General features: G+C 43.5%; 16 protein-coding genes. 3 read left to right on the top strand and 13 right to left on the bottom strand.

Translation table 11 applies throughout. From position 1 onward, the window contains the following. Entirely contained in the window at positions 1-9,042 is a 9,042-nt protein-coding gene (locus tag QLH32_RS09125) for a calcium-binding protein (RefSeq protein WP_283266000.1), read from the top strand. Between the two features lie 410 nt (positions 9,043-9,452). Next, on the top strand, positions 9,453-10,391 hold the full coding sequence (locus QLH32_RS09120) for a 2OG-Fe(II) oxygenase (RefSeq protein ID WP_267981255.1): 939 nt from the start codon (positions 9,453-9,455) through the stop codon (positions 10,389-10,391). A gap of 109 nt (positions 10,392-10,500) precedes the next feature. Here QLH32_RS09120 and QLH32_RS09115 read toward each other — a convergent pair whose 3' ends face one another. The 13 genes from QLH32_RS09115 to exaC all read right to left on the bottom strand — a co-directional run bounded on the left by QLH32_RS09115 (position 10,501) and on the right by exaC (position 24,846). Next, entirely contained in the window at positions 10,501-10,887 is a 387-nt protein-coding gene (locus QLH32_RS09115; RefSeq protein ID WP_267981254.1) for a Na+/H+ antiporter subunit G, read from the bottom strand. A 9-nt stretch (positions 10,888-10,896) separates the two neighbouring features. Further along, on the bottom strand, positions 10,897-11,172 hold the full coding sequence (locus tag QLH32_RS09110) for a monovalent cation/H+ antiporter subunit F (RefSeq protein ID WP_267981253.1): 276 nt from the start codon (positions 11,170-11,172) through the stop codon (positions 10,897-10,899). Then, positions 11,169-11,696, bottom strand: a complete 528-nt coding sequence (locus QLH32_RS09105) for a Na+/H+ antiporter subunit E (RefSeq protein WP_283265999.1) — start codon at positions 11,694-11,696, stop codon at positions 11,169-11,171. Before QLH32_RS09105 ends, QLH32_RS09110 begins: the two co-directional genes overlap by 4 nt. Before the next feature lies 1 nt (position 11,697). Next, positions 11,698-13,509, bottom strand: a complete 1,812-nt coding sequence (locus QLH32_RS09100; RefSeq protein WP_283269256.1) for a monovalent cation/H+ antiporter subunit D — start codon at positions 13,507-13,509, stop codon at positions 11,698-11,700. Further along, positions 13,509-13,877: a Na+/H+ antiporter subunit C gene (locus QLH32_RS09095; protein WP_267981250.1), complete on the bottom strand. Its 369-nt coding sequence runs from the start codon at positions 13,875-13,877 to the stop codon at positions 13,509-13,511. The genes QLH32_RS09100 and QLH32_RS09095 overlap by 1 nt, the downstream gene beginning before the upstream one ends. Further along, on the bottom strand, positions 13,878-16,721 hold the full coding sequence (locus QLH32_RS09090) for a monovalent cation/H+ antiporter subunit A (protein ID WP_283269254.1): 2,844 nt from the start codon (positions 16,719-16,721) through the stop codon (positions 13,878-13,880). 252 nt (positions 16,722-16,973) lie between these two features. After that, positions 16,974-18,353, bottom strand: a complete 1,380-nt coding sequence (locus QLH32_RS09085; RefSeq protein ID WP_283269252.1) for an AAA family ATPase — start codon at positions 18,351-18,353, stop codon at positions 16,974-16,976. Positions 18,354-18,377: 24 nt separating this feature from the next. Further along, entirely contained in the window at positions 18,378-19,886 is a 1,509-nt protein-coding gene (locus QLH32_RS09080; protein ID WP_283269251.1) for an AAA family ATPase, read from the bottom strand. 9 nt (positions 19,887-19,895) lie between these two features. Next, on the bottom strand, positions 19,896-20,663 hold the full coding sequence (gene hisIE, locus QLH32_RS09075) for a bifunctional phosphoribosyl-AMP cyclohydrolase/phosphoribosyl-ATP diphosphatase HisIE (protein ID WP_279959802.1): 768 nt from the start codon (positions 20,661-20,663) through the stop codon (positions 19,896-19,898). Between the two features lie 80 nt (positions 20,664-20,743). After that, the gene (locus QLH32_RS09070; protein WP_283269250.1) at positions 20,744-21,166 is read right to left on the bottom strand and encodes a hypothetical protein; all 423 of its coding nucleotides are present in this window, start codon (positions 21,164-21,166) and stop codon (positions 20,744-20,746) included. Between the two features lie 37 nt (positions 21,167-21,203). Next, positions 21,204-21,590 carry a VOC family protein gene (locus QLH32_RS09065; RefSeq protein WP_283269249.1) on the bottom strand — a complete coding sequence of 129 codons (387 nt, stop codon included), beginning with the start codon at positions 21,588-21,590 and terminating at the stop codon, positions 21,204-21,206. Positions 21,591-21,617: 27 nt separating this feature from the next. Further along, the gene (locus QLH32_RS09060) at positions 21,618-22,931 is read right to left on the bottom strand and encodes an FAD-dependent oxidoreductase (RefSeq protein WP_283269248.1); all 1,314 of its coding nucleotides are present in this window, start codon (positions 22,929-22,931) and stop codon (positions 21,618-21,620) included. A 403-nt stretch (positions 22,932-23,334) separates the two neighbouring features. Further along, a complete protein-coding gene (gene exaC / locus QLH32_RS09055) occupies positions 23,335-24,846 on the bottom strand; it encodes an acetaldehyde dehydrogenase ExaC (protein ID WP_283269247.1) in 1,512 nt (503 codons plus the stop codon). A 140-nt stretch (positions 24,847-24,986) separates the two neighbouring features. Here exaC and QLH32_RS09050 point away from each other — a divergent pair, with 140 nt between their 5' ends. Further along, positions 24,987-26,168, top strand: coding sequence for a helix-turn-helix domain-containing protein (locus tag QLH32_RS09050; RefSeq protein WP_283269246.1), 1,182 nt, complete (start codon positions 24,987-24,989; stop codon positions 26,166-26,168). The last annotated feature ends 21 nt before the right edge of the window (positions 26,169-26,189 follow it).

The following is a 26,189-nucleotide window of genomic DNA, read 5'->3' as shown; positions in this document are numbered from 1 at the left end:
ATGACAATTCAATTAACAGCAACACAATTGGCACAAATGCAAATTCAATATAAATTAAATACTAATAAACCCGACTACGCAGGGATGTATCGATATATTTATGATAATTTTCATACTCAAATGCCGAATGCACAAGCTTATTGGTTTGAACAAGCAGCACAAATTAATAGGTACTTAAATGATACCAGTATAGAACCATCTCAATCCGCTTATTTTATCCAGCAGATCAATAAAGAAAGTTTACGTTTGGCAGGTCCACCAGCATTGTCACCAACAGATGCAAATATTGCGTTGATCAGTAATACCATCGCTAAAAACGTTTATGAAGATATTGTGAATAATAATGGCATTATTCCATCATTAGAAAATCAGGTGAGCCATGATATTCAAGCTGCGATAGATGTTGCAGGGCTCGGTGTGAGCCAATGGGGCGGTGCATTCTATTTCTGGGATACAAAAATAAATGAAACAGGCGATGTCGATGAAAATGCTGGTATAAAAATAGGGAAAAGAATTGTCGATGCTGACAAAGTCGATCAATTTGTTGAAATGACCAGTACTGCTATGGCACTTACTATTGATAAATTCAGAGATCCACAATCAGATGCAAGTGTTGACGCGGCGATAGGTGCAATAAAAACATTTTCTTATGGTGCTTCAGGTGGATTAAATATAGCAGCTGCCGCAGGTATTTTATTAGGCAGTCCTTTGCTAACAGCTATCCTCGTCCCGCATAGTGATCAATGGATTGGGATTAGGGTTTTACTCTCCACACTACAAAAAAGTGAATGGATTAATAATGGACGACTGGCTGATCTTGAACATTTATCTGATGAGGATTTATTGGAGTATTTTCATGATTATAACGAGTTGTTGGAAATTGAAAAAACAAATGAAAATATTACAGTTGAATCAAGCATTATACGATTATTTAATGATGTCATCATTGGTACTGGTAGTTCAGAAGAGCTAAATGGCGGAATAATTATTGGGTTGGGAAATGATACGATTTTTGGTCTAGGTGGTAATGATAAGCTCAATGGCGGTATAGGCTCTGATAAGCTCATTGGTGGTAAAGGTAATGATGAACTCTATGGCGGTTGGGGGGATGATAAGTTATTCGGTGGTATTGGTATAGATAAACTTTATGGAGGCAGCAATAATGATATTTTGTATGGTGGAATAGGTGCTGATGAACTCTATGGTGGGGATGGTTCTGACATTATTTATGCAAACAAAAAAACAGAAAATAATAAATTAGATTTATTGGATAATAGTAGTAATAGATTAGTAGGTGGTGATGGGGGTGATATTTTAATTGGTGGGAAAGGTAATGATATACTTATCGCTGGTGAAATAGAGTTTGATGACTTAGATAAATATTCTAATATATTATTTGGTGGTTTAGGTGCAGATACATTATATGGTGCAGCTGGGGATGACGTATTATATGCCGTAGATGGTATGAATAATGAATTAGATTTAGAAGAGAATATATTGTATGGTGGTGGAGGTAATGACACGCTCTACGGTAGTCATGGTAATGATATCATTTATACAGGTTCGACCGATCCAAATAAAACATTCTTTGGTTTTCCTGATGGCGATGACATAGGTACAAAAAATACTGCTCATGGGTATGCAGGTGACGATCAGCTTTTCGGTGAAGATGGTGAAGATACCTTGTTTGGTGGTCAAGATAATGATGAATTATATGGAAATCGTGGAAATGATGTGCTGTTCGGTGGTGAGGGGGACGATAAATTGTATGGTGGTGATGATCATGATGTACTAGCGGGTGGAACAGGTAATGATACTTTGTCTGGAGGCAAAGGTGGCGATGTCCTGATGGGGGACATAGGCTACGATACTTATAACTATACAGTTGGAGAAAATAAAATAAGCCAAGGTTGGAGTTGGGTTGACCATATTTATGATCTAGACGGAGTGGGTGAAATCCGTATGGATACAATGTTCACGTTGATGGGGCAGCAATTTTTAGCAGATAGCTATAAACTTCAGGTTGGTGAAAAAGTTGGTTTTGGTTATAACACATGGCTAAGTACCAATCAGCAATATTATATTACCAGATATGAAAAAACTCGCCTTGTATTAGATTATGACGGTTCAGATGAAACATTCAAAGATTTATATAACCCGCTTCAAAATGATAGTCGTGAATATCATTTAATTATTCAAAGTGCAAATCACTTTGAACATCAATATCATGTGTGGTTTTGGAAAAATGGTGACTTGGGTTTAGTTATACCAAACCAGCCAGCACCACCAGCACCGCAACCTCCTACACCTAGAGTCCCAAATCCACCACCTCCACCAAGAGATCCCTTAAGTCTGGATCTGGATAATGATGGCAAAATTTCAACTCTTAGCAAAAATCCTGGGGTTTACTTTGATTTAGATAATAGTAATTTTGCTGAAAAAACATCATGGATTGCGCCACAAGATGGACTCTTGGTACTGGATCGAAATGGTAATGGTAAAATAGACGGTGGTGCTGAGTTATTTGGAACAGAAACATTTCTGGCTGATGGCAGTCTTGCAGGCAATGGTTATATCGCGTTACAAGAATTGGATGATAATCACGATGGTGAAATTTCAGAAGCCGATGAAATTTATCATCAACTCCGTGTTTGGCAAGATATTAATAGCAATGGGGTATCGGAAAGCAACGAATTAAAATCATTACAAGAGTTAAATATAAAATCAATTAATCTCAATTATGAATCACATTCTACCGTTGATGAGAATAATGTTGAGCATCGTGAAAATAGTACATTCACATATTTAGATGAGACTACAGGCATAACCAATACACTTTGGTTTGATACAGATCGACAAGATAGTGTTCCTGTGGTGATTCATAATGGCGCAGAAATCCCAATTGATGAAGATATACAACTGTTACCAGAATTAGCAGGTTTTGGTAATGTTTATTCTTTACACCATGCGATGCAATTGGATACAACAGGTAAATTAAAAGAATTGGTCAAGGAGTTTGTTGCACAATTTGAAGATAATCAAGCCCGCCTAGACTTGGTCGAACAAATTATTCTTCAATGGACTGGTGTAACACAAATACAATCAGATAGTCTGGGAGTTAATATTAATGCTCAACATGTACGAGCATTAGAAAAACTATTAGGTAATCAAGCTGCTGCTACAGTCAGTCAAGCTGAGTTTGTAGGTATAGAACAAGTCTATCAACAAAATTTCAAATATGTTTATACAATGCTGATGCAGCAAAGTCATAGCGCACATTTATTCCATAAAATTGAATTTATTGACCAAGGAAATGGGCAATGGACTGCTGATTTTACCCAATTAAATCAATATATTATTAACACCGTTACGATGGAATCAATATCTGAAAACACACTCAAATTTGTGAAAGATATGTATCCTATTTTAGAGGGAATAGATCCATATAATTCAAAAATATTTAATACATTTAAACAAACATTAGACCAAGCTTTAGAAAGTAATTTAAGTCAGGAAGATTATGATCTCGTTAAAAAATATCTGAATACTAATGAAAATATTTTCGGAACGACTGAAGCTGATGAGATTTCGATTACTGAAAGTAAGGCGAATAGTCCAATATTTTTACTGGATGGAGATGATATTTTAAATGGCGGTCAGAGAAAAGACTTGGTGTATGGAAATAAAGGCAATGACCAACTATTAGGATTAGGAGGACACGATGAGCTTTATGGCGGAGAGGGAGATGATGGTCTATATGGTGGAACTGGTGAAGACATACTTTATGGAGATTCTGGTAATGACCGCTTAGAAGGTGGTGCTGATATTGACCAGCTTTATGGCGGAGCGGGTAACGATATATTAATTGGAGGGGCAGATGGAGATTATCTGTATGGTGGTATAGGAAATGATACCTATATTTTTGCCGCTAACTTTGGTCATGACATTATTAATAATCATGATGCTACTCAAGACCGCCAAGATATTATTCAATTTACAGATAGTTTTGTACAAAGTGACTTTACCTACCGACGCAATAATGATGACCTCATCATTAGTACATTAGATAATGTAAATAGCATTCGAGTGCAGTCATACTTTCAGTCAGATGCTTTGGGACAATATCGTGTTGATCAAATTCAATTTTCGGATGGGGTCATATTAGATATTGAAGCAGTGAAAGTACTGGTCTTAATTGGAACAGAAAAAGCTGATATTTTAAGAGCTTATACGACGGGTAGTGCGATTTTTGGTGAAGCTGGCGATGATGTGATTCATGGCAATATAGGTGCGGATCAATTATATGGTGGTGATGGCCTGGATAGGTTGTATGGTGGCGATGGGAATGATGAGCTAAGAGGTGGAATTGGTGACGATATCCTAGAGGGAGGGGCAGGTGATGATATTTTGGAGGGCGGACAAGGAAGTGATTTACTCCAAGGTGGTAGTGGGGATGATATTTATGTTTTGAATGTGGATTCAGGGCAAGATACGATTATTGATGGAAATGGTTCAAATCTGATTAAGTTAAATAATATCTTGCAAGAAGATATTTTAATAGATTTTGCACCTGATAATAAGAATGACATACAGATTAATTATGGACTTGATAATAAGCTAATTATAAAAAATTTCTTTAATAGTAATTTTTCCCTCGAGTTTGACAATGGAACAATTTGGAATAAATATGAAATAGCCAGTAAGATTATTGTCGAACTTATGGGAACGAATCAGATTGATCAATTACATGGACATGCCTATGTATCAGATCATATTCAGGGCTTGGAAAGTAATGATGTAATCTATGCTTACGCAGGTAATGATACATTAAACGGTGGTACAGGCAATGACTATCTAGAGGGTGGTACAGGAAACGATACCTATATCTTTGCCCCTAATTTTGGTCATGACATTATTAACAACTACGACTCAGGCCAAAACCGTCAGGATATTATCCAGTTTACAGAGGGTTTAATCCAAAGTGACTTCATATTCCGACGTAATAATGACGATTTGGTGATTCGTACCCTGAATGCTGAAAACAGCATCACGGTACAGAACTATTTTCAGTCCGATGCGCTGGGGCATTACCGAATTGACCAAATCCAGTTCTCAGACAGTACTACACTGAATATTGAGGCTGTGAAAGCCTTGGTTCTATTGGGAACAGCAGAAGCTGATGTTTTAAGAGCCTATACAACGGGTAGCACGATTTCAGGTGAGGCTGGTGATGATGTCATTCATGGAAATATCGGTTCAGACCAGCTTTATGGTGGTGATGGACAGGATCAGCTCTATGGTGACAACGGCAATGATCATTTAGAGGGTGGTGCTGATAATGACCAACTCTATGCTGGCAATGGCAATGATGTCCTTATCGGTGGTTCTGGTAACGATCTGTTGGATGCAGGTGATGGTTCAGATCAGCTCTATGGCGGGACTGGCGATGATGTTCTCAACGGTGGAGCAGGCAACGATCTTCTGGATGGAGGCGATGGTTCCGACCAACTGAATGGTGGTACTGGAGATGATATTTTAGTTGGTGGATCAGGGAATGATGTACTGATTGGTGGACAAGGAAACGATACTTATCGCTTGGATTTGGGTTGGGGGCAGGACACCATCCAGTACGAATCCAAGAATCAAACCGATATTGATACGATTGAGTTCATTAATATCAATCCAGATGACCTGATTGTCAGAAAAGTGGGTCAGGATATGATCATTATCCACCGTATTACGGGAGACCAATTGATTGTTGAGTCACAATTTAGTGACTATCTATCCAATAAGCCAATCAACAAAGTTCGCTTTGATGACCAAACAGAATGGGATGAGGCTGCACTCAATATTCAGGCGGTTAAGGGAACTGAACTAGACGATATTATTGAGGGAACAACCGATCATGATGTGATTCATGCAGGTGATGGTGATGACATTGTTTATGGCCGTTCAGTCTATTCAGAAACACCAGAAACCCAATACTTTGTGTATGGCGGAGCAGGTAACGATAAAATCTATGCCACAGGTTATCTTGATGGTGGTGCAGGTGATGATGAAATTGAAGGCGCTGGGCATTTGCTTGGTGGTGAGGGCAATGACATTCTCAATGGCCAAGGTGTCCTAGAGGGGCAGGCTGGCAATGATACCTTAACTGGACAAGGCAAATTGTATGGTGGCGATGGACAGGATCATCTTACCTTAACAGGTTTGTATGGTGATGAGCTTGGACTACTTGCTGGCGGTTCGGGTGATGATATCCTGATTGTTGATGTAAACCGAAGACAATTTGTAAATGGTTCTAATCAAAATGAATTTATACAAGATGACGATGGTTATCATGCTATTCAGGATACGGAGCTGACAGAGGCGCAGCGTGCAGTCTATGTTGAGGGTGGTCAGGGTAACGATACCATTTATGGTTCATTTGGGGATGAAGTTTACCTGTTTAATCTGGGGGATGGTCAGGACACCATTATTGAGCGTCCAGCAGGCCAGAACTATAGCAATGTCGCTGTTTCATTTGATGTATTGCGTTTTGGTCAGGGTATTGCAACAACAGACATAAACCTCCATCGTTATGGCAATGACCTAGTCATCCAGCATAGCAATCAACCAGATCAAATCACCATCCAAAACTATTTTGTGGGTGGACATCATAAGATTAATGAAATTCAGTTTGCTGACTCAACTACTTGGAACAATAGCTATATTGAAAACCATGTCACCTATCATGGTACAGCCAATAATGATGAGGTTTGGGGCTATCGTGATACCCATGAAACCTTTGAAATGGGTGCAGGTGACGATAAGGTTTATTCAGATGCAGGCAATGACATCATCTATGGTCAGGCTGGAGATGACACTCTGTGGGGGCAGGCTGGAAATGATACGCTTTATGGAGGGATAGGCGCTGATTATTTAGAAGGTAATGAGGGTGACGACATTCTGTATGGTGATCAGGACAACGACATTCTTTATGGCGGGGCTGGTAATGACATCCTTTATGGCGGGCAGGGCGACGATACACTGAGGGGCGGTACAGGTCACGATATCCTGGATGGTGGTGCAGGAAATGATAAATATTTCTATTACTTGGCTGATGGCACAGAGACCATTGACCAGACAGGTGGTGGAACTGATGTTCTGTGGTTGATGGATCAGGGTATTACCGAGGATAGGATTAAATTTACCAAAGAAAATAATGACCTGATTGTGACGATTGACAATAATCCAAATCAGTCGGTCCGAGTCAAGGACCACTTCCTGGGTGGTGAGAAAGCAATTAGCAGTGTACAGCCGAATGGTGGCTATACCATTACAGCGGCTCAAATTGCAGTCAAGGTCAATGCTTCTTCTGGAGGTTCATCAGATCCAGCAGGTGATACCATTTATCAATATAGCTCTGGTGCAATGACGATCACGGAACAATCGGGTAATGATACAGTTCTATTTAAGAATGGCATTACCTTTAGTCAGGTGGGTAATTATCTGACCAAATCAGGGGATGACCTGATCCTGAAAGTAAATGGTAGCAATACCAATAAAGTCACCATCAAGAATTTCTTTAAGGCAGGTCAGTATCTGGTTGAAACCTTGCAGTTTGAAACAGGTGGACAGTTAACGGCTGAACAAATCTTTGGTGCATTCGGCCTGACAATTCCATCAGGAACAACCCCAACGCCACCAAATCCCGTGGGAGATACAACCTATAACTATAGTTCTGGCGAATTGACCATTACTGAACAGTCGGGCAATGATAAGGTCATCTTTAAAAATGGCATTAGCTTTAGCCAGGTGGGTAACTATCTGTCTAAATCAGGTGATGATCTCATTCTTAAGGTGAATGGTAGCAACACCAATAAGGTCACGGTGAAAAACTTCTTCCTGGCAGGGAATTATCTGGTTGAGAACTTTGAATTCGAGACGGGTGGTAATTTAACGGCAGAGCAGGTTTTTGGGGCGTTTGGTTTAACATTGCCATCTACAGGTGGAGGAAATCAGGGTTCCAGTGAGGTTGCAGGTGACACTGTCTATAACTACACCACAGGTGCTTTAACCATTACTGAACATTCAGGCAATGACAAGGTCATCTTTAAAAATGGTATTACCTTTAATCAGGTGGGAAGTTATTTGACCAAATCAGGTGATGACCTGATCCTGAAAGTGAATGGTAGCAACACCAATAAGGTCACGGTGAAAAACTTCTTCCTGGCAGGTCAGTATCTGGTTGAAACATTCCAGTTTGAGACTGGTGGGCAAATTACCGCTGAGCAGATTTTTGGGGCATTTGGCATCACCATGCCACAGCAAAGTGCGCCAGCAAACACAGCACCTGAAAATACGGATTTAGATGCCTTTAACACCACCTATAACTATAGTTCAGGTGCCATGGTCATTGATGAAAAGCTGGGTACAGATCAGGTGGTTTTTGGCAATGGAATTGCCTTTAGCCAGGTGGGTAACTATCTAACTAAATCGGGTGATGACCTGATCCTTAAGGTGAATGGCAGCAATAGCAACAAGGTTACAGTAAAAGACTTCTTCCTTGGTGGTGCGCATGAGGTCGAATCTTTCAATTTCGAAACAGGTGGCAGTATTTCCTCACAGCAGATTTATCAGGTGTTTGGTGTGGATCGTCCTGTCAATGCTGAGGATGAAGTCACCAGTATTGTAATGGGTGATTCAGGTGATAACGTGCTGAGTAGTGATGCGGCGGTGAGTGAATTATTCATCTTAAACGAAGGCAATGATATTCTTGAATTGTTGATCAATGCTTCAGGTGAAACTGCTGTGGATTATGTAACTGACTTTGATATGGCGGAAGACCAGATTGATTTGTCGCAAATATTGGACAGTCATGCAACCAGTTCCAATCTTTCCAGCTATATCGAGATTATTTATGATACGGATGCAAAAACCAATACGCTGAGTGTTCGTGGCCAGTCGAATCAGGCATATAAGGATGTACTGGTGATGACCAATCAAAGTGAGCAACTGTATTTACAGGATTTGATCAATAATCAAAGTTTGATCTACTAATAAAATGTTGCCACAGGTTTCAATTCAGTAAAAAAAGGCCAACTTAAAGTTGGTCTCAAATCATGACAAACTTTACTTAGAATAAATAAGTAGAGTTTGTTAGTTTGAAAGCTATTTTATTTACTCTTTTTATGTTGAGTCAGTTTTCTATATACTTAAATCGAAAAATAAATAGTATTCTCCAAAAATATATGTACCCCTCCATATTTTGTATTGTTTTCATTGGGGATTACATTGCATTACATATGTGAGTTGTTATAAAGCGATTATTTATAAACTAAGAAAGTACTTTTAAAAAAATCTAAAGTTTTGGCGTGGAGCTTAGTAAAATGATTCTGTTGTGGTCTATGAGACAATTGTCTAAGCTATAGTTAAAATATGAACGGATTGCGGTTTGGAATATAGTAGGTATGAATAAGGAAAATTCAGTGCAAAATACAGATGAACGTTTACCTAATTGGGTAGAGGCTTTACCTATAAAGTGGAAGAATTGGTTGCTTGACCATTTAGAAGCTGAAGATAAATCTCCAGAAGAACTTGGAAAAATCTTGCTTGCGAATGGCTTGAAAATCACCGATGAAGAATTGGGTGATTTTAAAATGGCAGATTTTAATTTATCTTATTTAATTGATGTAAAAAAGAATTTTTTTGATATTCAGGAGCAAAGAATTCGTTTGGTCACGTACCTTGAACGACCAGGTATGTGTTATTTTGAAGATATGCTCAGTGAGGCGGAGTGCGATGAGTTGATCCATCTTTCTGAACAGAGTGGAGAATTCGAACGGGCTCTTATATTAAATGATGAAACTGCTTCCAATGAGATTGGATCTCATAGAAAAAGTGATTCAATGTGTTATTTACATGGTCAAAACCCATTGATTGCCACGATTGAACAGCGTATTGCCACATTGGTGAACTGGCCTGCTACTCATGGGGAATACCTACAAATTTTGCGATATCAACAAACAGGTGAATATAGGCCCCACGTAGATTTTTTTAGCTCAAATAGTCCTGGGGGAGTTAAGAGTTTATCTTATGGTGGTCAGCGTGTGGCGACTTTTATTCTTTATTTGTCAGATGTTGAGGCTGGGGGGAGTACAAAATTCCCAAATCTTGGTTTGGAGTTTAAACCGAAAAAAGGTGCAGCATTGCTTTTCACCAATATTGATATTTTGGGTAGGCCAGACCAGAATACGTTACATGCAGGAATGCCTGTGATCGATGGTACAAAGTATATTGCAACAAAATGGTTACGTGAGCGAGCTTTTGAAATTGAACCGACTAAAACACAACCCATCGATTCAAAAAAACTGAAAAATAAGAAAAGAGGTTCAAAATCTAAACGTTGAAATGATACTGTTGATGACCAACTGTATTTACAGGATTTGATCAATAATCAAAGTTTGATCTACTAATAAAATGTTGCCACAGATTTCAATTCAGTAAAAAAAGACCAACTTAAAGTTGGTCTTTTTTGTCCTCTGTCGGGAGGCGACGGTAACGTTGCCAAGGCAGTGGGCGGTTTAAAGCCTCTGGCACATCGCCACTGGTTGAGCGCAGGCGTAAGTGAATCGCTGCCTGTGCCATCAGGTTGGCGGAAACGGGTGCGGTGATAAAGGCAAACAGGGTAATCAGCAATTCGGCAAAACCAAAGCGCCCCTGAGTTGCGGAAAAAATCATGGCCGCAATCAGAAAGCTTCCCAGCCCCAGCGTACTGGATTTCGTTGGTGCATGCAGGCGCATAAACAGATCGGGCAAACGGATCATGCCGATTGATCCGACCAGCATAAAGAAAGCGCCAAATACCACAAAGAATGAAACAATCAATTCAAAAATCAAAGGCATAGCGGTCTCCTAGTCAATCACATGTCCAGTGGTGAAGTAACGGGCAAGCGCTGCTGTGGATACAAAGCCAAGCATTGCAACCAGTAAGGCTCCCTCAAACATGTTGCTACTGACCCAGTAAATGCCCAGGACTACAACCAAACAGGTGGCATTGAGGAACAGGGTATCCAATGCGAGCAGACGGTCAATCACAGACGGGCCAATAATCAGTCGGATGAGGCAAAGGAACATGGAGATGGTAATGGCAATTAAACCAATACCCAGTGCATATGGCAAAATCGTCATTTGCTTGCTCCCTTATTTAGCTTTACATCAAAGATTTCAATCAAAGGCATTTCATAGCGCTTTTTAATATCCTGAATATCCAGTTCGGTATCATCTGTGCTGAGTGCATGAACGAGGATATCCCCCCGTTCCTGATCAATCCCTGCTGAAACGGTTCCAGGGGTGGTGGTAATGATCATCGCCAGCAAAGTGTTGACCTGCTCATGTTCCGTTTCCAGTGGCACGCGATACCATTTCGGGTGTAGATGATCCAACGGACCCAGCACCAGCTTGGCAACACGAAAATTTGAAACGATGATATCCCACAGCACCACAAACACCAATCTGATCGCAGGCAGCCAGTGAATGTGGGGTGTTCTGGCAATAAAGGGACGTACCAGACGTGGGATGATAATTGCCAATAACAGTGCAAATAAAATATCGGTTAAGTCCACGCTATGCGATAGCATCAGCCAGCTCAAAAATACCAGAAATGACACAAAGGGATGGGGGAACCAACGGTCAAGCAAGCTTATTTTTTGCATGTCAGTGTTCCTCCATTGGCTTTAACTGGGTTGAATTTGGAACTGTCGGTGTATCCAGCACTTGTTCGGCAATCTGGCGCTGCTTGTATTCTGAGATATGCTCACCCTGTAGAGTTGCTTTGGAAATAACATCGGGAATCAACAAGGCATTATGATCTTCAACTTCGCCCCCATATTTTGTTTCGGGCAGGTAGGTTGGATCATAAGGCTGTACGCTGATCACGCGGCCCTGTGCATCCGTTTTTAGAATGGCCTGATTATAGAGCGCATGGTTCTGGATTTGCTGGGCGGTCAATACCGTATAGGTCTGGATTGGAGATGCAAACACGACATAACCCATCAGCCCTGCCAAAATAACATAGATCGCTTTGTCATTACGGTTGGGTGCATAGGCTGGCAATCCCTGATAAGTTTGATAGGCTGCTTCATTCGGGTCAATTTCGGGTGGACTGGCACGCCAGAACAGAATGAAACCCACACGGGTCAATGCAAGAATACTTAATAGGCTAACGATCAGGATAATGGCGATAATCCAGCCCTGATACGCCGTTTCAGCGGTGGCCTGTAAAATAAAGACCTTACCCAGAAAGCCACTAAATGGTGGTAAACCTGCCATCATCATTGCAATCAGGAAATAGGTCAGTGCCGCTGCCTTTTCATTCTTGATTTTGGGTGCAACTTTCAGGTGATCCTTGAACGTGCCCCGTTGGGCGGTGATCCAGCCACAGAACAGATAGAATGCAGCGGCAATCAGGGTACTATGCACCAGATAATACAGGCCTGCCGACCATGCCTGCGTGTTGAACATGGCAATCGCGATCAGCAATGTACCCACAGATGACAGCACCATAAAGCCGACAAAACGGCGCAGCCGTTCTGCACCAATTGCACCAATCACCCCATAAATCGAAGTGACCAGGCCAATCAACAATAGTGTGTTCTTAAAAATGCTTTGTGCCATGGCATCATCAAACACTGTGCCATTGACACGCAGAATGGCGTAAATCCCAACCTTGGTCATGATGGTGAAGATTGCGGCAACAGGTGTGCTGGCAACCGCATAGGTTTTTGGCAGCCAGAACCCGACAGGCAGCATTGCAGCCTTGATGCCAAACACCACAAACAGCAGTAAGCCACCTGCAATGGCCAACTTGTGCTGGTCATTGTCCAGTGTTGGCAGGATACGGCCCACATCCGCCATATTCAGGCTGCCAACACTGCCATAGATCATGCCCAGACCAATCAGGAACAGGGCGGAAGCCAGCAGGTTTATGGTGACGTAATGGATACCCAACTGAAATCTAGGACGGCCCTGACCATGCAACAACAGTACATAGGAAGCCATCAACAGGATTTCAAAGAATACAAACAGGTTAAACAGGTCACCTGTCAGGAATGCGCCACAGACCCCCATGAGCAGAAAGTGGAACATGGTGTGGAAATAGCGACCGCGGGTGTCCCAGTTGTCGCTAGCATACCAGATCACGGGAATGGCCAGTGCGTAGGTCAGCACCAGCATAAATGCCGATAAGCGATCCAGCACCAGCACAATACCAAACGGGGCTGACCATTCACTGAGCTGGTAAACACTAATCTGTCCTGTACTGGCAATCATCAGGTAACTGATGGCAGTCAGCAGACCCAGAATCGCGGAGGTGAGGCTGATGCCTCGTCGCCAGGGTTGACGCCAGTCCTGCTTTAATGAACCTGCACCAGGGTTACCCAGCAACAACAGCAGAAAGCTGGTCAATGCTGGAATCAAGATACTGATGATTGGAGTGTGAGTATGCCAGAAAGTATTCAAGTCAAACATTATGGCTCATCCTCACGTGGGTCATAGGTCAGGGTCGGGTCTTCTTTGGAATCGACATGATCATTTCCCGATTCATAACGGCTGCGCAGTGCCAGTTGTATAACAAATGCAGTGGTGGCAAACCCAATCACGATTGCAGTCAGGACCAGTGCCTGTGGCAATGGGTCAGTGACCTTGGTGGTTTCCGTCAAAATAGCAGGGGCATTGACCTGTAAACGTCCCATCGCAAACAGGAACAGGTTTACGGCATAGCCAATCATGGCAAGGCCAAGTACCACGGGAAAGGTTCTGGCACGCAGGATGAGGTAAATCCCTGTGGCGGTGAGTAGACCAATTGCCGAAGCCAATAAAAATTCAAGGCTGATCATTTATTCGTCTCCATTGGGAATAGGGCCAGACATGCTCGAGTGACGTGAGTCTCCCAGCACCGAGATCAACAACATGGTCGCCCCGACGACCGTGATATATACCCCTAGATCAAAGGATGCGGCGGAGGCAAGATGCATTTTGCCCAGTAAGGGTGGTTCCACATAAATGTGCGCGCTGGTCAGGAATGGGCGTGACCAGAACCATGCCGCGATACCTGTCAATCCTGCAATGGTCAATCCTGAACCAATCCAGATTTCATAGAGACGACCAGACCGAGCTCCAATCATGCGCTCAGCCTGTTCCTGACCCACCACAATATATTGGATGATCAGTGCCATCGCGGTAATCAGCCCCGCGATAAAGCCACCGCCTGGGTAGTTGTGTCCACGCATGAAGATGTAGGTGCTGACCACCAGTGCAAGTGGCAATACCCATGATGCGGTGATACGCAGCATCAATGGTGATGGATTGAAGCGATAGGTCAGGCCCTGGGTCATGGTGGTGCCATGCGCTCGCATACCATCCATTAAACAGAGTGCACCAATGGCGGCAATGCCCAAAACTGTAATTTCACCGAAAGTATCGAAACCACGGAAATCCACAAGGATGACGTTGACCACATTGGAGCCGCCACCCAGAGGAATCGACTGTTGCATAAAGAACCATGAAATTGAATTATGGTCACGGGTTAAAATCAGCCAGCTAATCCAGCCAATTCCCAAACCGCCTGCAATGGCCAGACTGGCATCGCGCCAGCGCCGTGAGCGGCTGGATTCATAAGGGGTGAGTTGTGGCAATAGTGACAAACTCATCAGCAATAAAACCGTGGTGACCACATCCACCGTGATTTGGGTCAGGGCAAGGTCAGGCGCTGACAGGGTAATGAATACCATGGTGACCACCAGACCCACTGCACCACTAATCAGCACGGCCTTGATACGCTCATGGTGGAACCAGAGCATCATCCAGCAGCCAGAGAACAGGGTGAGCCACAGTACAATCGCCACCCATGGTGCATGGGTCAGTTCGCGTGTACCTGTGGTTAAGCCTTGGTTGAACAGTGGCAAGCCAACCATGACGATGCTAAACAGCACAATCCAGAGCAGGTAGCTTTGCAAAGAGCCATTTTCAGTCGCCTGCTTAATCTTGCGGCTGTTGAGCAACAAATGTTTTAGGAATAAATCAAATAAAATTCGACCCTGTAGGCGTCCAAACAAGGGATCAAGGTCGATTTTACGCAGTCGCCCCTGTTTGGCTAGGGCAAAATAGAACAGCGTTCCACCGACCAGTGCAATTAGGCTCATGACTAAAGGGGCATTAAAACCATGCCAGATGGCAAGATGGACACCCTCAAAATTTGGCTGCATCAGGCTGGCCCTGGTGACACTGTTGACTAGCGTGCCCGCAAGCAGGGCAGGGAAAATACCCACCAGGATACATAAAGTCGCAAGGATAATTGCAGGCAGTCGCATACCAAGTGGTGGTTCATGGGCATCCTTGTTTGGCACCTGTTTACCCAGTGGGCCATCAAAAAATACGCCATGCACCAAACGAATCGAATAACTGACCGCAAAGATTCCTGCAAGGGTTGCCACAATGGCCGAGATCACCATCACTGGGCCTGACAGGTTTGCCAGCAATTCGGTAAAGAACATCTCCTTGGAAATAAAGCCATTGGTCAGTGGCACGCCCGCCATGGAGGCGGCGGTGATCATGGTCAAGGTTCCCGTAAAAGGTAGCAGTGCCCAAATCCCACTCAGTTTGCGTAAATCCCGTGTACCCGTTTCGTGATCAATAATCCCTGCAATCATAAAGAGTGCCGCCTTAAAGGTGGCATGGTTGATGATGTGGAAAATGGCTGCCGCAACTGCAAGTGGGGAACCAATCCCAAGCAGGCACACAATCAGGCCCAGATGACTGATGGTGGAGTATGCCAATAGTCCTTTTAAATCTTCTTTAAAGATGGCAAAGCCTGCTGCCATACACAATGTAAACAGGCCAACAAAGGTGACAAGGTTGTGGTACAACGCGGCACCAATAAAAATCGGTGCTAAACGCGCCAGCAGGAAAATTCCTGCTTTCACCATAGTGGCAGAGTGCAGATAGGCAGACACAGGCGTGGGTGCAGCCATTGCATTGGGTAGCCAAAAGTGAAATGGGAATTGCGCACTTTTGGTAAATGCACCCAGCAAAATCAGTAATAGAGTGGGTACAAACAGTTGATGCTGTTGGATGGTGTCTTTCATCAGCACCAGTTGGTCAATTTCATACGTTCCCGTAATCTGCCCAAGTAGCACAAAGCCCCCCAGCATGGCAAGGCCGCCCATACCTGTGAGGGTTAGGGCCATACGTGCGCCACGCTGCGCGGCGTCATACTGGCTCCAGTAACCGACCAACAGGAAAGAGGAGATACTGGTCAGTTCCCAGAACACCAATAGGATGATGAGGTTGTTCGAAAGCGAGATGCCCAGCATGGCCGCCATAAACAGCATCAGCAACAGGTAAAGTTTGCTCAGTGAGTTTTTGGGACTGAGATAGAAATAGGCATAAATATAAATGAGTGTGCCGATACCGCTAATCAGCAGGCCAAACAATAAACCGAGTGCATCCAGACGAAAACTCAGGTTGATGCCCAGTTGTGGCAGCCAATCCCAGCTTTGTAGCAGGGTATTGCCCTGAAGAACCGTTTCCGCCTGGGTCAAAAGTAAAATAAAACAACTCAGGCTGATGCCAATCGCCCCAAGTGCCGTCACGCCCCGTGAAATACGTTGCAGTTGTGAGACAAGGGTGGTGCCGAGTATGAGCGGTAATAAGATAATAATCGGTAGCACACTGGTATCCATATTGATGATTTAGGTCGGGAGACCTAAGGATGAACTTTCTTTCAGGATTCACAGGCACTCAAGGAGAATACCAAAACTTCAAATCCAGAAACCCAATCAAGTGAATAGGGACAGTCACAAGTTGTATTGCGCAACTTGAAAATAAAAAATGAGATTTATTTTACTATAAAATATCAATAAAAATCTGATGTTATTACATGAAGTTACATATCATGTTGATGTATCGTTTTCAATACTGTCCTGAACCGTATTTCAAAGTGGACTTTGTTGTGGTGTGTCATCAATCTTGAGTAAATTCAATAAATCAGACTTTTCCTGTGGATTCAGCTCCTGTATCTGGTGAAATAACGCATCCACTTTGGTTAATGTGGGTTCAGAGGGCAGGAGGGGTGTTTGGGTCTCACCCTCTGGTTCAGGCTGCACCAAATCCTGATATAAGGCGGAAAGCTGCTGTTGTGATGCCTCCAACTGAATCGGGTAAATACCGTGCTGGTCCAGTTTTAGGCACTGGTAATGCAGCGCATGTTCAAGCAACTCATCACGGTTGCCTGTCACAATGATTTGCAGACGGGGAAATGCCTCATGCAAGCGCTCAAGAATTTCGGCACATGCATCCTGGTCCAACTGCATATCCACGTGGTCAATCAGCAGGATGCCCTCGCCCTCCAGACATGGATCAAAGCTATGTTGATTGAGCAGGCATAATCGGCGGCTAATATCACCCACCAGTGCAATCCAGGTTTTTTCTGATGCAGACAGTTGCTGAAATGGCATCACCCGATCTTCATAACGCACCATCAGTTGCAGCTTGGGAACATACTGGATGTAAAGGTCTTGCAGCTTGGGAAAAACGGTATTCAGGCTGGTTTTCAGGGCATGCAGGTTGGGTGCGGAGAGCTGTTTGGGATGCTTGACCAATTCCAGTTGCAGTTCCTGCAATATTTCGGACTGGTTTTGCTGGTTAAAGTCGTTGCCCATCAGGCGTCTGACAATATGGGCCGAGTGCGCATTCTCGACATCACTGATTTCCCGTAACCATTCAAAAAAACGTGCAAAGGTGGTGTAGGGGATTGGCGTTAAATCATAGGCTGAAATGTCCTGCAAGGTGCCTGGCACATTTTTACTCTGTAGATTCACTTCCTGTACAAAACGTTCCGCAGGGTAGTAGGCAATCATTGGCAAACCCAGCAAGGGGTCCTGTTGATTCATTTTTTGGTACAGGCTCACCATCTGGTCAAGCTGCTGGCTTTCAACCTGGCTAATTCCCACCCCCTGACTGTTAAAGGTTTTGTAGAGTTTCCAACTACAGCGTTCTGTGTCGGCTGCCTGTGCAGCGCTACTTTCAGTCAAGCCATGATTGAGTTCCTCACTCATGTGTACCTGAATCTGGATTTTGGCCTGTAGCCGAGTCAGCATAATGTCCTGATCCGCAATCACCACACCCGCAGTCCGAATATCCTTATAGCGTGCCGAAAACCAGGTCAGGGCCTGATAGATGTTCTTTAGGATGGTGGTTTTGCCTGTGGACTGGTCACCCAGAATCAGGGTAATGGGATATTGTTCAGGTTGAAACTCAATGTTTAAGTCCCGAAACATGCCGACATGCTTAAATAGAACCGATTCAAGTTGCATAAGTTCACCTCAGTCACGAGCGCTTTAACCTGCGGACTGGCGAAGACTTGAGGGAGCGCTTTGTTTTAGCTTTAATTGTTGTATCAGGTCATAAAGATGATGGATATTTAAACTTACTTTAGCACGCGTACAGGCGACGTAAAGTAGTCTTAATTCCTCATCTGTAATTTTATGTTCCAGTCCGTTAATCTTGAACTGGTAATCATCTTCAATATGCACCCGATTCCATTCCAGCCCTTTGGCCTTATGCGCGGTTGAGATCACATAGTCTGCCTGTTCAATCGGGGTGATTTTCGCCAATGCCTTTTTCAGTGGTTCAGTGCCATGTTCATCCACCAGCTTGACCAAAGGCTTGATGTCACTGCCATCATTGGTTTCACAATACTCATGCACATCATGCCATGAGTTAAACCACGCCAGTTCAGGCACATCGGTAATGCGTTTGCCCTGTTTCAGTAAACTGGCGGCATCAACAAAGCGACTGAGTTTTTGATGGTCGGCTTGCAGACTGACTTTATCACCATGCACCAAACCTGAAAGCAGTAATTCCATGGCACGCGCATTGGTGCGGCATAGAATCGCATCACGCATTTTAGTATGCGGTTTATTCACCACCGTGGATTTTAAGTTTGGATTGCCAAGTAATGGCACAGTTTCATTCAGTGCACCAAGCAGGTTGTTGGCAACATCGGCGATGGCGTCACCAAAACGGAATGAGGTGGTGAGACGACTTTCGGGCAACGGCATCTGCTGCATGGCATTGATTGCGCCACGCCATGCGTAGATTTGCTGATGGGCATCACCCACATAAATCACCTGTGTGCTTTTTTGGCGTAGTAAAATGCCGAGCATCAATGGGTCTGCATCCTGAGCCTCATCAAACAGCACATAATCGGCGGGAATATTCGGTTCAGACAATGCCCAAAGTTTTAGGTAAATATCGTGTCCAATCCCTGCCTGATGGTTCTGGTCAATCGATTCCAGCCAGCGACGTTCAACGGCTGGGTATAAGTGTTGCTGTAAGGATTCAATATCATCCTGATGCAGCCAACTGGGTGCCTGAATATGACGCGGTGCAGGGTATTGCGAACTGGTGGAACAGAAATAGCTGACCGCATTGGCGACCAGATTGGCAAGGCGGCTTGGCATCAACACATATTTTTCATAACGTCCACCCATTAAACGCCGCAGGGTAATGGGTTCCAGACGATATTCTTTTGCGATAAAGCTTGGGCTAAGACGGGGCAGGCGTAGTTTATCCGTCACTCCACGCGGCGCACTGCGGAAAGCCAGCGAGTGAAAGGTACGGCAGTTCACATTGCCATGAAACTTGTTTTGTGCTTCGGACGCAATGGCCTTGTTAAATGCCAGATACATGCCACGCCGTTCAGGCATGGCATCACTGATCATTTGTAAGGTGGTGGTTTTACCTGTGCCAGCATAGGCAATCACTTTAAAGGATTGTCCTAAACGGGCGTTGTCAATGGCGACTGCCTGTTCATAGGTGGCTTTGGGTTTTTCGATACTCGACACAGGAATGGGTTACGCCTCTTTGCTGCGGTTGGCTTTTTCAACCAGGCCAGATAAGCCCTGACGACGCGCGAGTTCATCCAAAACAACGTGCGGGTCAAGATCAAAATAGCCAAGCATCACAATGCTGTGGAACCAAAGATCAGCCACTTCATAGATCAGGTCATGTTTATTTTCCAGTGAAGCATGTGTCGCATAATCTTTAGCCGCGATGATACTTTCCACGCTTTCTTCACCGACTTTTTCCAGAATTTTATTGATGCCTTTTTTATACAGGCTTGCCACATAGGAGCTGTCCGCTTCAGCCTGTTTGCGTTCCTGCATCAGGCGCCCTAAATGGCTGAGTACATCCACCTGTTCACTGTGACGGTGATCATGTGCTTCTGTTTTGGCAGATGCGCCATAAATGGCAGTTGGGTCTTTCAACTGCGCATCAACAATTTCCCAACCCTGTGGTGTAAGTTTGCGGTAGAAGCAGGACTCACGACCTGTATGGCAGGCAATGCCACCATGTTGTTCAATTTGTAGGATGATGACATCGGCATCACAATCGAGACGGATTTCATGCACGGTTTGAAAGTGTCCTGATTCTTCGCCCTTATGCCAAAGTTTTTGGCGTGAACGTGAATAATAGACTGCCTGATTTTTTTCAGCAGTCAGTTGTAATGCTTCACGATTCATCCATGCAACCATTAACACGCGACCTGTTTGATGATGTTGTGCAATGGCAGGAACAAGACCATTGGAATCAAATTTAACTTCATCTAACCAGTTTGACATGCGTGAAATCCGTTGTGGGCAAAGCAGCTAGTTTAGCGTTTGTGGCTAGGGTTGGCTATGTTTGTTGGGTAAAAAATCATTTAATGGTTGGGTTGAATATACGTTCCCATCAAATTGGTATTTTCTATTTTTAAAAAGGGCAAAGCCCAAGCAACAATGATCAGCATACCCCAAGGATAGCTTGACCAAAACCAAGCATCAACTAAAAAATAAGCACCTGTGATATAAAGCCAAATGTTTAAAATTCGAGGCAAATATTTTTGATGGATCAACAGAAGAAATATACAGGGCAAGCTGTCCCATAAGATCACCCACGGAAATAGAGGGCTGATCACCAATCTTCCTATCGTCGATTTAGGATTCACTTGCCATTCAATGAGTTGATGGTGAAAATTTAGAAAACAGAACAGGTTGGCAAAGCTTGGAAATAAAAACCAGCATCCTTTTTGAATCGCCTTGCCTTTATCCTGTCGATAGAGTGCCCATAGAAAACTATATTTCATGTTTTAGCCTTATTTTTATTGCTGGAACTTTCTATTTTTACCTATCGATATAGTTTGAGATTTCAATCAGGTTTTGATCAGGGTCACGTAAATAGATGGATAATATGTTCCCCATTGCACCTGTTCTTTCAATCGGCCCCTCAACGATTTCAATATTTAGGCTTTGCAGATGGCTGATCACTTTATTTAATGGCGTTTCGGCAATAAAACATAAATCTGCTGAACCAGCGGTGGGGTGAAAAGCTTTGGGTTCGAACTCTTTGCCCACCTGATGCAGGTTGATTTTTTGAGAACCAAATTGCAGTGCCTTTCGGTTTTCACCAAAGCTGATGACCTCAAAATTCAATGCGGACTGATAAAATTGGCAGGTGGTTTTAATATCAGCAACTGTTAGAACTAAGTGATCTAAATGACTAATTTTCATAAATAGTTTAGGTCTTAATAAATGTGGTTAATAGTCAGTAATGGATTCATTGCTGGAAACCAAAGAATCCTCCTCCTCTTGATAGTGGGCAATTTGTTGATAATCTAGTTGCTGGAACATCCCCGTTTTTAAACCTGAAATGGTGATTGCCATTTCTTTGCGGAAGTAGGGAATTTGATACATCCACGGGAACACCAGATCACGTAAACCGCCTGCCCACCAGTGATCAGATTGATAAAGTGGTGTAAGCAAACGACTGAGAAATTGATAAAACTGGATCGAGGAACGACGGTGCTGGTGATAGTGCTGCCACAACATTGCCCAGTCAATCTGCTGATTTTTCCTGGCACGCTGCAAGGACTGTGAAAAGGTCCATGCATCCAACAAAGCCATATTGGCACCTTGCCCGAGTTGAGGGCTCATGGCATGTGCTGCATCACCCATGACCCCAATTCGCCCTTGCCCAAACTGGGACATCACCACATCACGGTATTGGGCTGACAACCACTGAGGTTGATTTTGTTGATCAGCCAAAAGTTGTTTCAACCATTCAGCCACATCAGGCCAGCGATCTGAAACCTGCTTTAACCATTGCCGCTTTGCCAATTCATCCTTTAAAAATGATTGCAGTTGTGTAGTAGACAAACTCCAGAAGATGCTGGAAAGTCGCTGTTGTGGCGCAGAGGGGATTGCGCCTGTCGGTAGAATCCCCATCATGATCTTGGAACGATCATAAAATTGATGCAGGATTTCAGAGTCCAATACAGGACATTCAGGTACAATGCTCCATGCAGCACCCCACGGATAAGCCTGATCAACCTTCACCCAAGCTTGGGGACGCAATTGACTACGGGCACCATTGGCAATCAGGACAGCATCAAAACAGGCATCAAATTTCTGTTGTTGGTAAGACCCGATGAGTCGAACCTCATGGGTACTTTCCTGAATCTGATCAATGCCATGTCCCATTCTCCAGTTGATCTGACTGGAATACTCAGCCAGCTTTTGCATCAGTACATGACATAAGGTGGCACGATGTATGCCTAAACCGTAAAGATGATTTCCAGCCTGATGGTAATGGCTATTGACCAACAGACGCTGATCGGCAAGTTTTCCCTCCAAGCCTGTCACTTTTGCTCCAAGTTTTAAGGTATGGGCGAGTACGCCAAGATGCTCAAACACTGCCAGGCCAGCAGGTTGTAATAATAAACCTGCACCCACAGGCGCGAGTTCATCCACCTGTTCAAAAATGGTGACATAATGACCTTGACGGGCCAGTAAAATGGCAGTGGCGAGTCCTGCTGTACCCGCCCCAATAATCGCAAAATGGGGTGTTTTCATTGTTTGTTCTTATGCAGTCGTTATTGGGTTGTTTTTAAAGAGAAAGCAGCTTAATCCTATACCACTTCCCAACGTTTGATAATAGCTGGCAAATCAATTTTGAGGTGGAAGAACAATAACTAGTTTGACCAATAAAGATTAAAGTTGGGATGAGTTAAAAATTTTAACTATTTTAAATGTAAAAAGTAAAAATTGGATTCAAGTAAAGTAATCCGAAAATTTATAAGATCTTAATTTATTAAATCAGAAAGGATGCCTTGCTAAAATTCTATGTGTCGCCTAATTAACAATGAGTTTGAAAACATCGTTGCAACGTAGGTGGATCGTGGTCGAGTGAATAAATAAAAAGGGCAAATGTCATATACATTCGCCCTTTTCAAAAAGAATGACATGGATGTCGTGATTAGAAGAATCCAGCTGGTTTGGTTGAGTAGCTGACTAAAAGATTCTTGGTTTGTTGATAATGGTCTAACATCATGCGATGGTTTTCACGACCAATGCCTGACTTCTTATAGCCACCGAATGCCGCATGTGCAGGATAAATATGGTAACAGTTGGTCCATATACGGCCTGCTTCAACAGCACGGCCCGCACGATATGAGGTATGTGCCGAACGAGACCAGACTCCAGCACCTAAACCATAAATGGTTTCATTGGCAATTTGAATCGCTTCATCAAAGTCTTTAAAGGTCGTTACTGACAGGACAGGGCCAAAGATTTCCTCCTGGAAAATTTGCATACTGTTATGCCCTTTGAAAACGGTTGGTTCGATATAAAAACCTTCACCCACTTCTTGTCTGGCACTACCACCCGTAAGAAGTTCAGCACCTTCTTCACGGCCAGTACTGATGCAGCGTAAAATTTTCTCTTGTTGCTCTAGGGAAGCCTGGGCACCAATCATGGTTTCAGTATCTAAAGGATGACCAACCTTGATTCGTTTCACACGTTCAATGGCTTTTTCTAAAAATACATCTGCAATGCTTTCCTGAACCAATGCACGAGATGGGCAGGTACACACTTCACCCTGGTTCAATGCAAACATGGCAAAGCCTTCAAGTGCCTTGTCCAGAAAATCATCTTCCTTGTCCATAATATCTTCAAAGAAGATATTTGGAGACTTACCACCAAGTTCCAGCGTGACTGGAATAATGTTTTCTGTCGCATATTGCATAATCAATTGTCCAACCTGGGTTGAACCTGTAAATGCAATCTTGGCAATACGTGGGCTGGTTGCCAGTGGCCGACCCACTTCAGCACCATAACCATTAACCACATTGAGTACGCCTGCTGGTAAAAGGTCCTGGATGAGTTCAAGAACCAGTAAAATTCCGACTGGGGTTTGTTCGGCAGGTTTTAAAACCACACAGTTTCCTGCCGCAAGTGCGGGAGCAAGTTTCCATGCTGCCATTAAAATTGGGAAATTCCACGGAATGATCTGGCCCACCACACCCAATGGTTCATGAAAGTGATAGGCAATGGTATCGTCATCAATTTCTGAAATGCCGCCTTCCTGTGCACGGATACAACCTGCAAAATAACGGAAATGATCGATTGCCAGTGGAATGTCAGCTGCCAAGGTTTCACGAACTGGCTTGCCATTATCCCAGGTTTCCACAACCGCAAGCATTTCAAGGTTTGCCTCCATGCGATCGGCAATTTTGAGCAAGATATTTGAACGCACTGTTGGAGAGCTTTTATTCCATTCAGCCTTTGCTTTATGGGCTGCATCAAGTGCAAGTTCAATGTCTTCAACCGAGGAACGCGGTATTTTTGTAAATACTTTGCCATCGACAGGTGAAACGTTGTCGAAGTATTCTCCTCTGACAGGGGCTACCCATTGGCCACCAATAAAATTTTCATACTGTGATTTAAACTGGACTTTGGAATCTGGTTGATTCGGATTGATGTAACGCATATATATATTCCTTTGCTTATAATTGATCTTAAGCGTCTACAGCTTTGGTATAAGGTACTTTTGTACGCTATTTGACTAGGATATAAGGGTGAAGGTTGGAGAAAGGTTGGAAACCATGCTCAGACGTGAGGGATGCACAAATGTTTACAAAGCAAGAGCTAATACGGCAAAGACAGTCTATTGATCAGTTAAAGCAACAAAATAGTTTGTCTCCCCGAAGTGCTGAGAAGTTAGAGCAGAGTATCGCGAGTTCTTGGCAGCGATCAGTATTGTCCTCAATTCCAAAAGAGCGTTTGGCGGCACCGTTGCTCAACCACAATAAAAAAAATAAAACCAGTCTGGATAAGGCTTTAAATGCCTGTTCCAGTGAACTGGGCCATATTGCTGCACAATCCTCGATGGTGATCGCTGTTGGTGATGTGGGAAGTACGATTATATGGACTGCTTCGAGTACACAAATGCAAAGTGCCGCTGAAAAGGTACATTTCATTGCAGGTGGGCAGTGGGCAGAGGAGGTAGTTGGAACCAATGCTTTGGCTCTATCGCTAAAAACCCAACAATCCAGTTGTGTATTTTCCAATGAACACTATATGGAGTCCATCCATGACTGGGTCTGTTATGCAGCTCCAATTATCGACCCTTATTCCAAACAGGTATTGGGTGTGGTCGATTTATCAACCACGTGGAAAAAACACAACAGTTTAGGGGTTTTGGCGGCAGAGCGTTGTGCCTCCATCATTCAAACCGCACTTATTGATCAGCAAAGACAACATTTATATATCCGTGCTTTTTCAACCCCACAAATCTTCTTTAATGGTAAGTCATTGGTTCTTACACCACGTCAAATTGAGATTTTGGCAATTTTGGTGCTTTGTCCAAATGGATTAAATTTAGAAAAATTACATCAAGCCCTATATGGTGAGCGTAAAGTCAGCATTGGCACATTAAAAGCTGAAATGTCACAACTCAGGGATATTCTGGGTGGGATGCTAGGTTCACGGCCCTATCGTTTATTGGCCGATGTGGAGGCTGATTTTCTTTTGGCTGAACAGGCGCTTGATTCTGGATATGTGGCTTCTGCGTTACAGGTATACAAAGGGGTATTTTTGGCTAAGACGGAAAGCCCTTTTTTATGCGCATGGCGGGATTGTCTGGAGTCGCGTTTAAGTGATGCAATCTTTAAAACCACAGAAACGGATTTGTTATTGAAGCATGTTGCTCACTTCCCCGAAGCAATAGATGCGGTTGAACGCCTGATGGAGTTATTGCCTTCAGATCATCCTGCGCATTTATCTTTGAATAAGTTTAAAGATATGTTTTGAAGCTCATTTTTAGTATTCTGC

This window comes from Acinetobacter corruptisaponis, assembly GCF_030053775.1.
GTDB lineage: Bacteria > Pseudomonadota > Gammaproteobacteria > Pseudomonadales > Moraxellaceae > Acinetobacter > Acinetobacter corruptisaponis.
The sequence above is the reverse complement of the archived record's forward strand: the minus strand, read 5'-3'. Positions and strand labels throughout refer to the sequence as shown.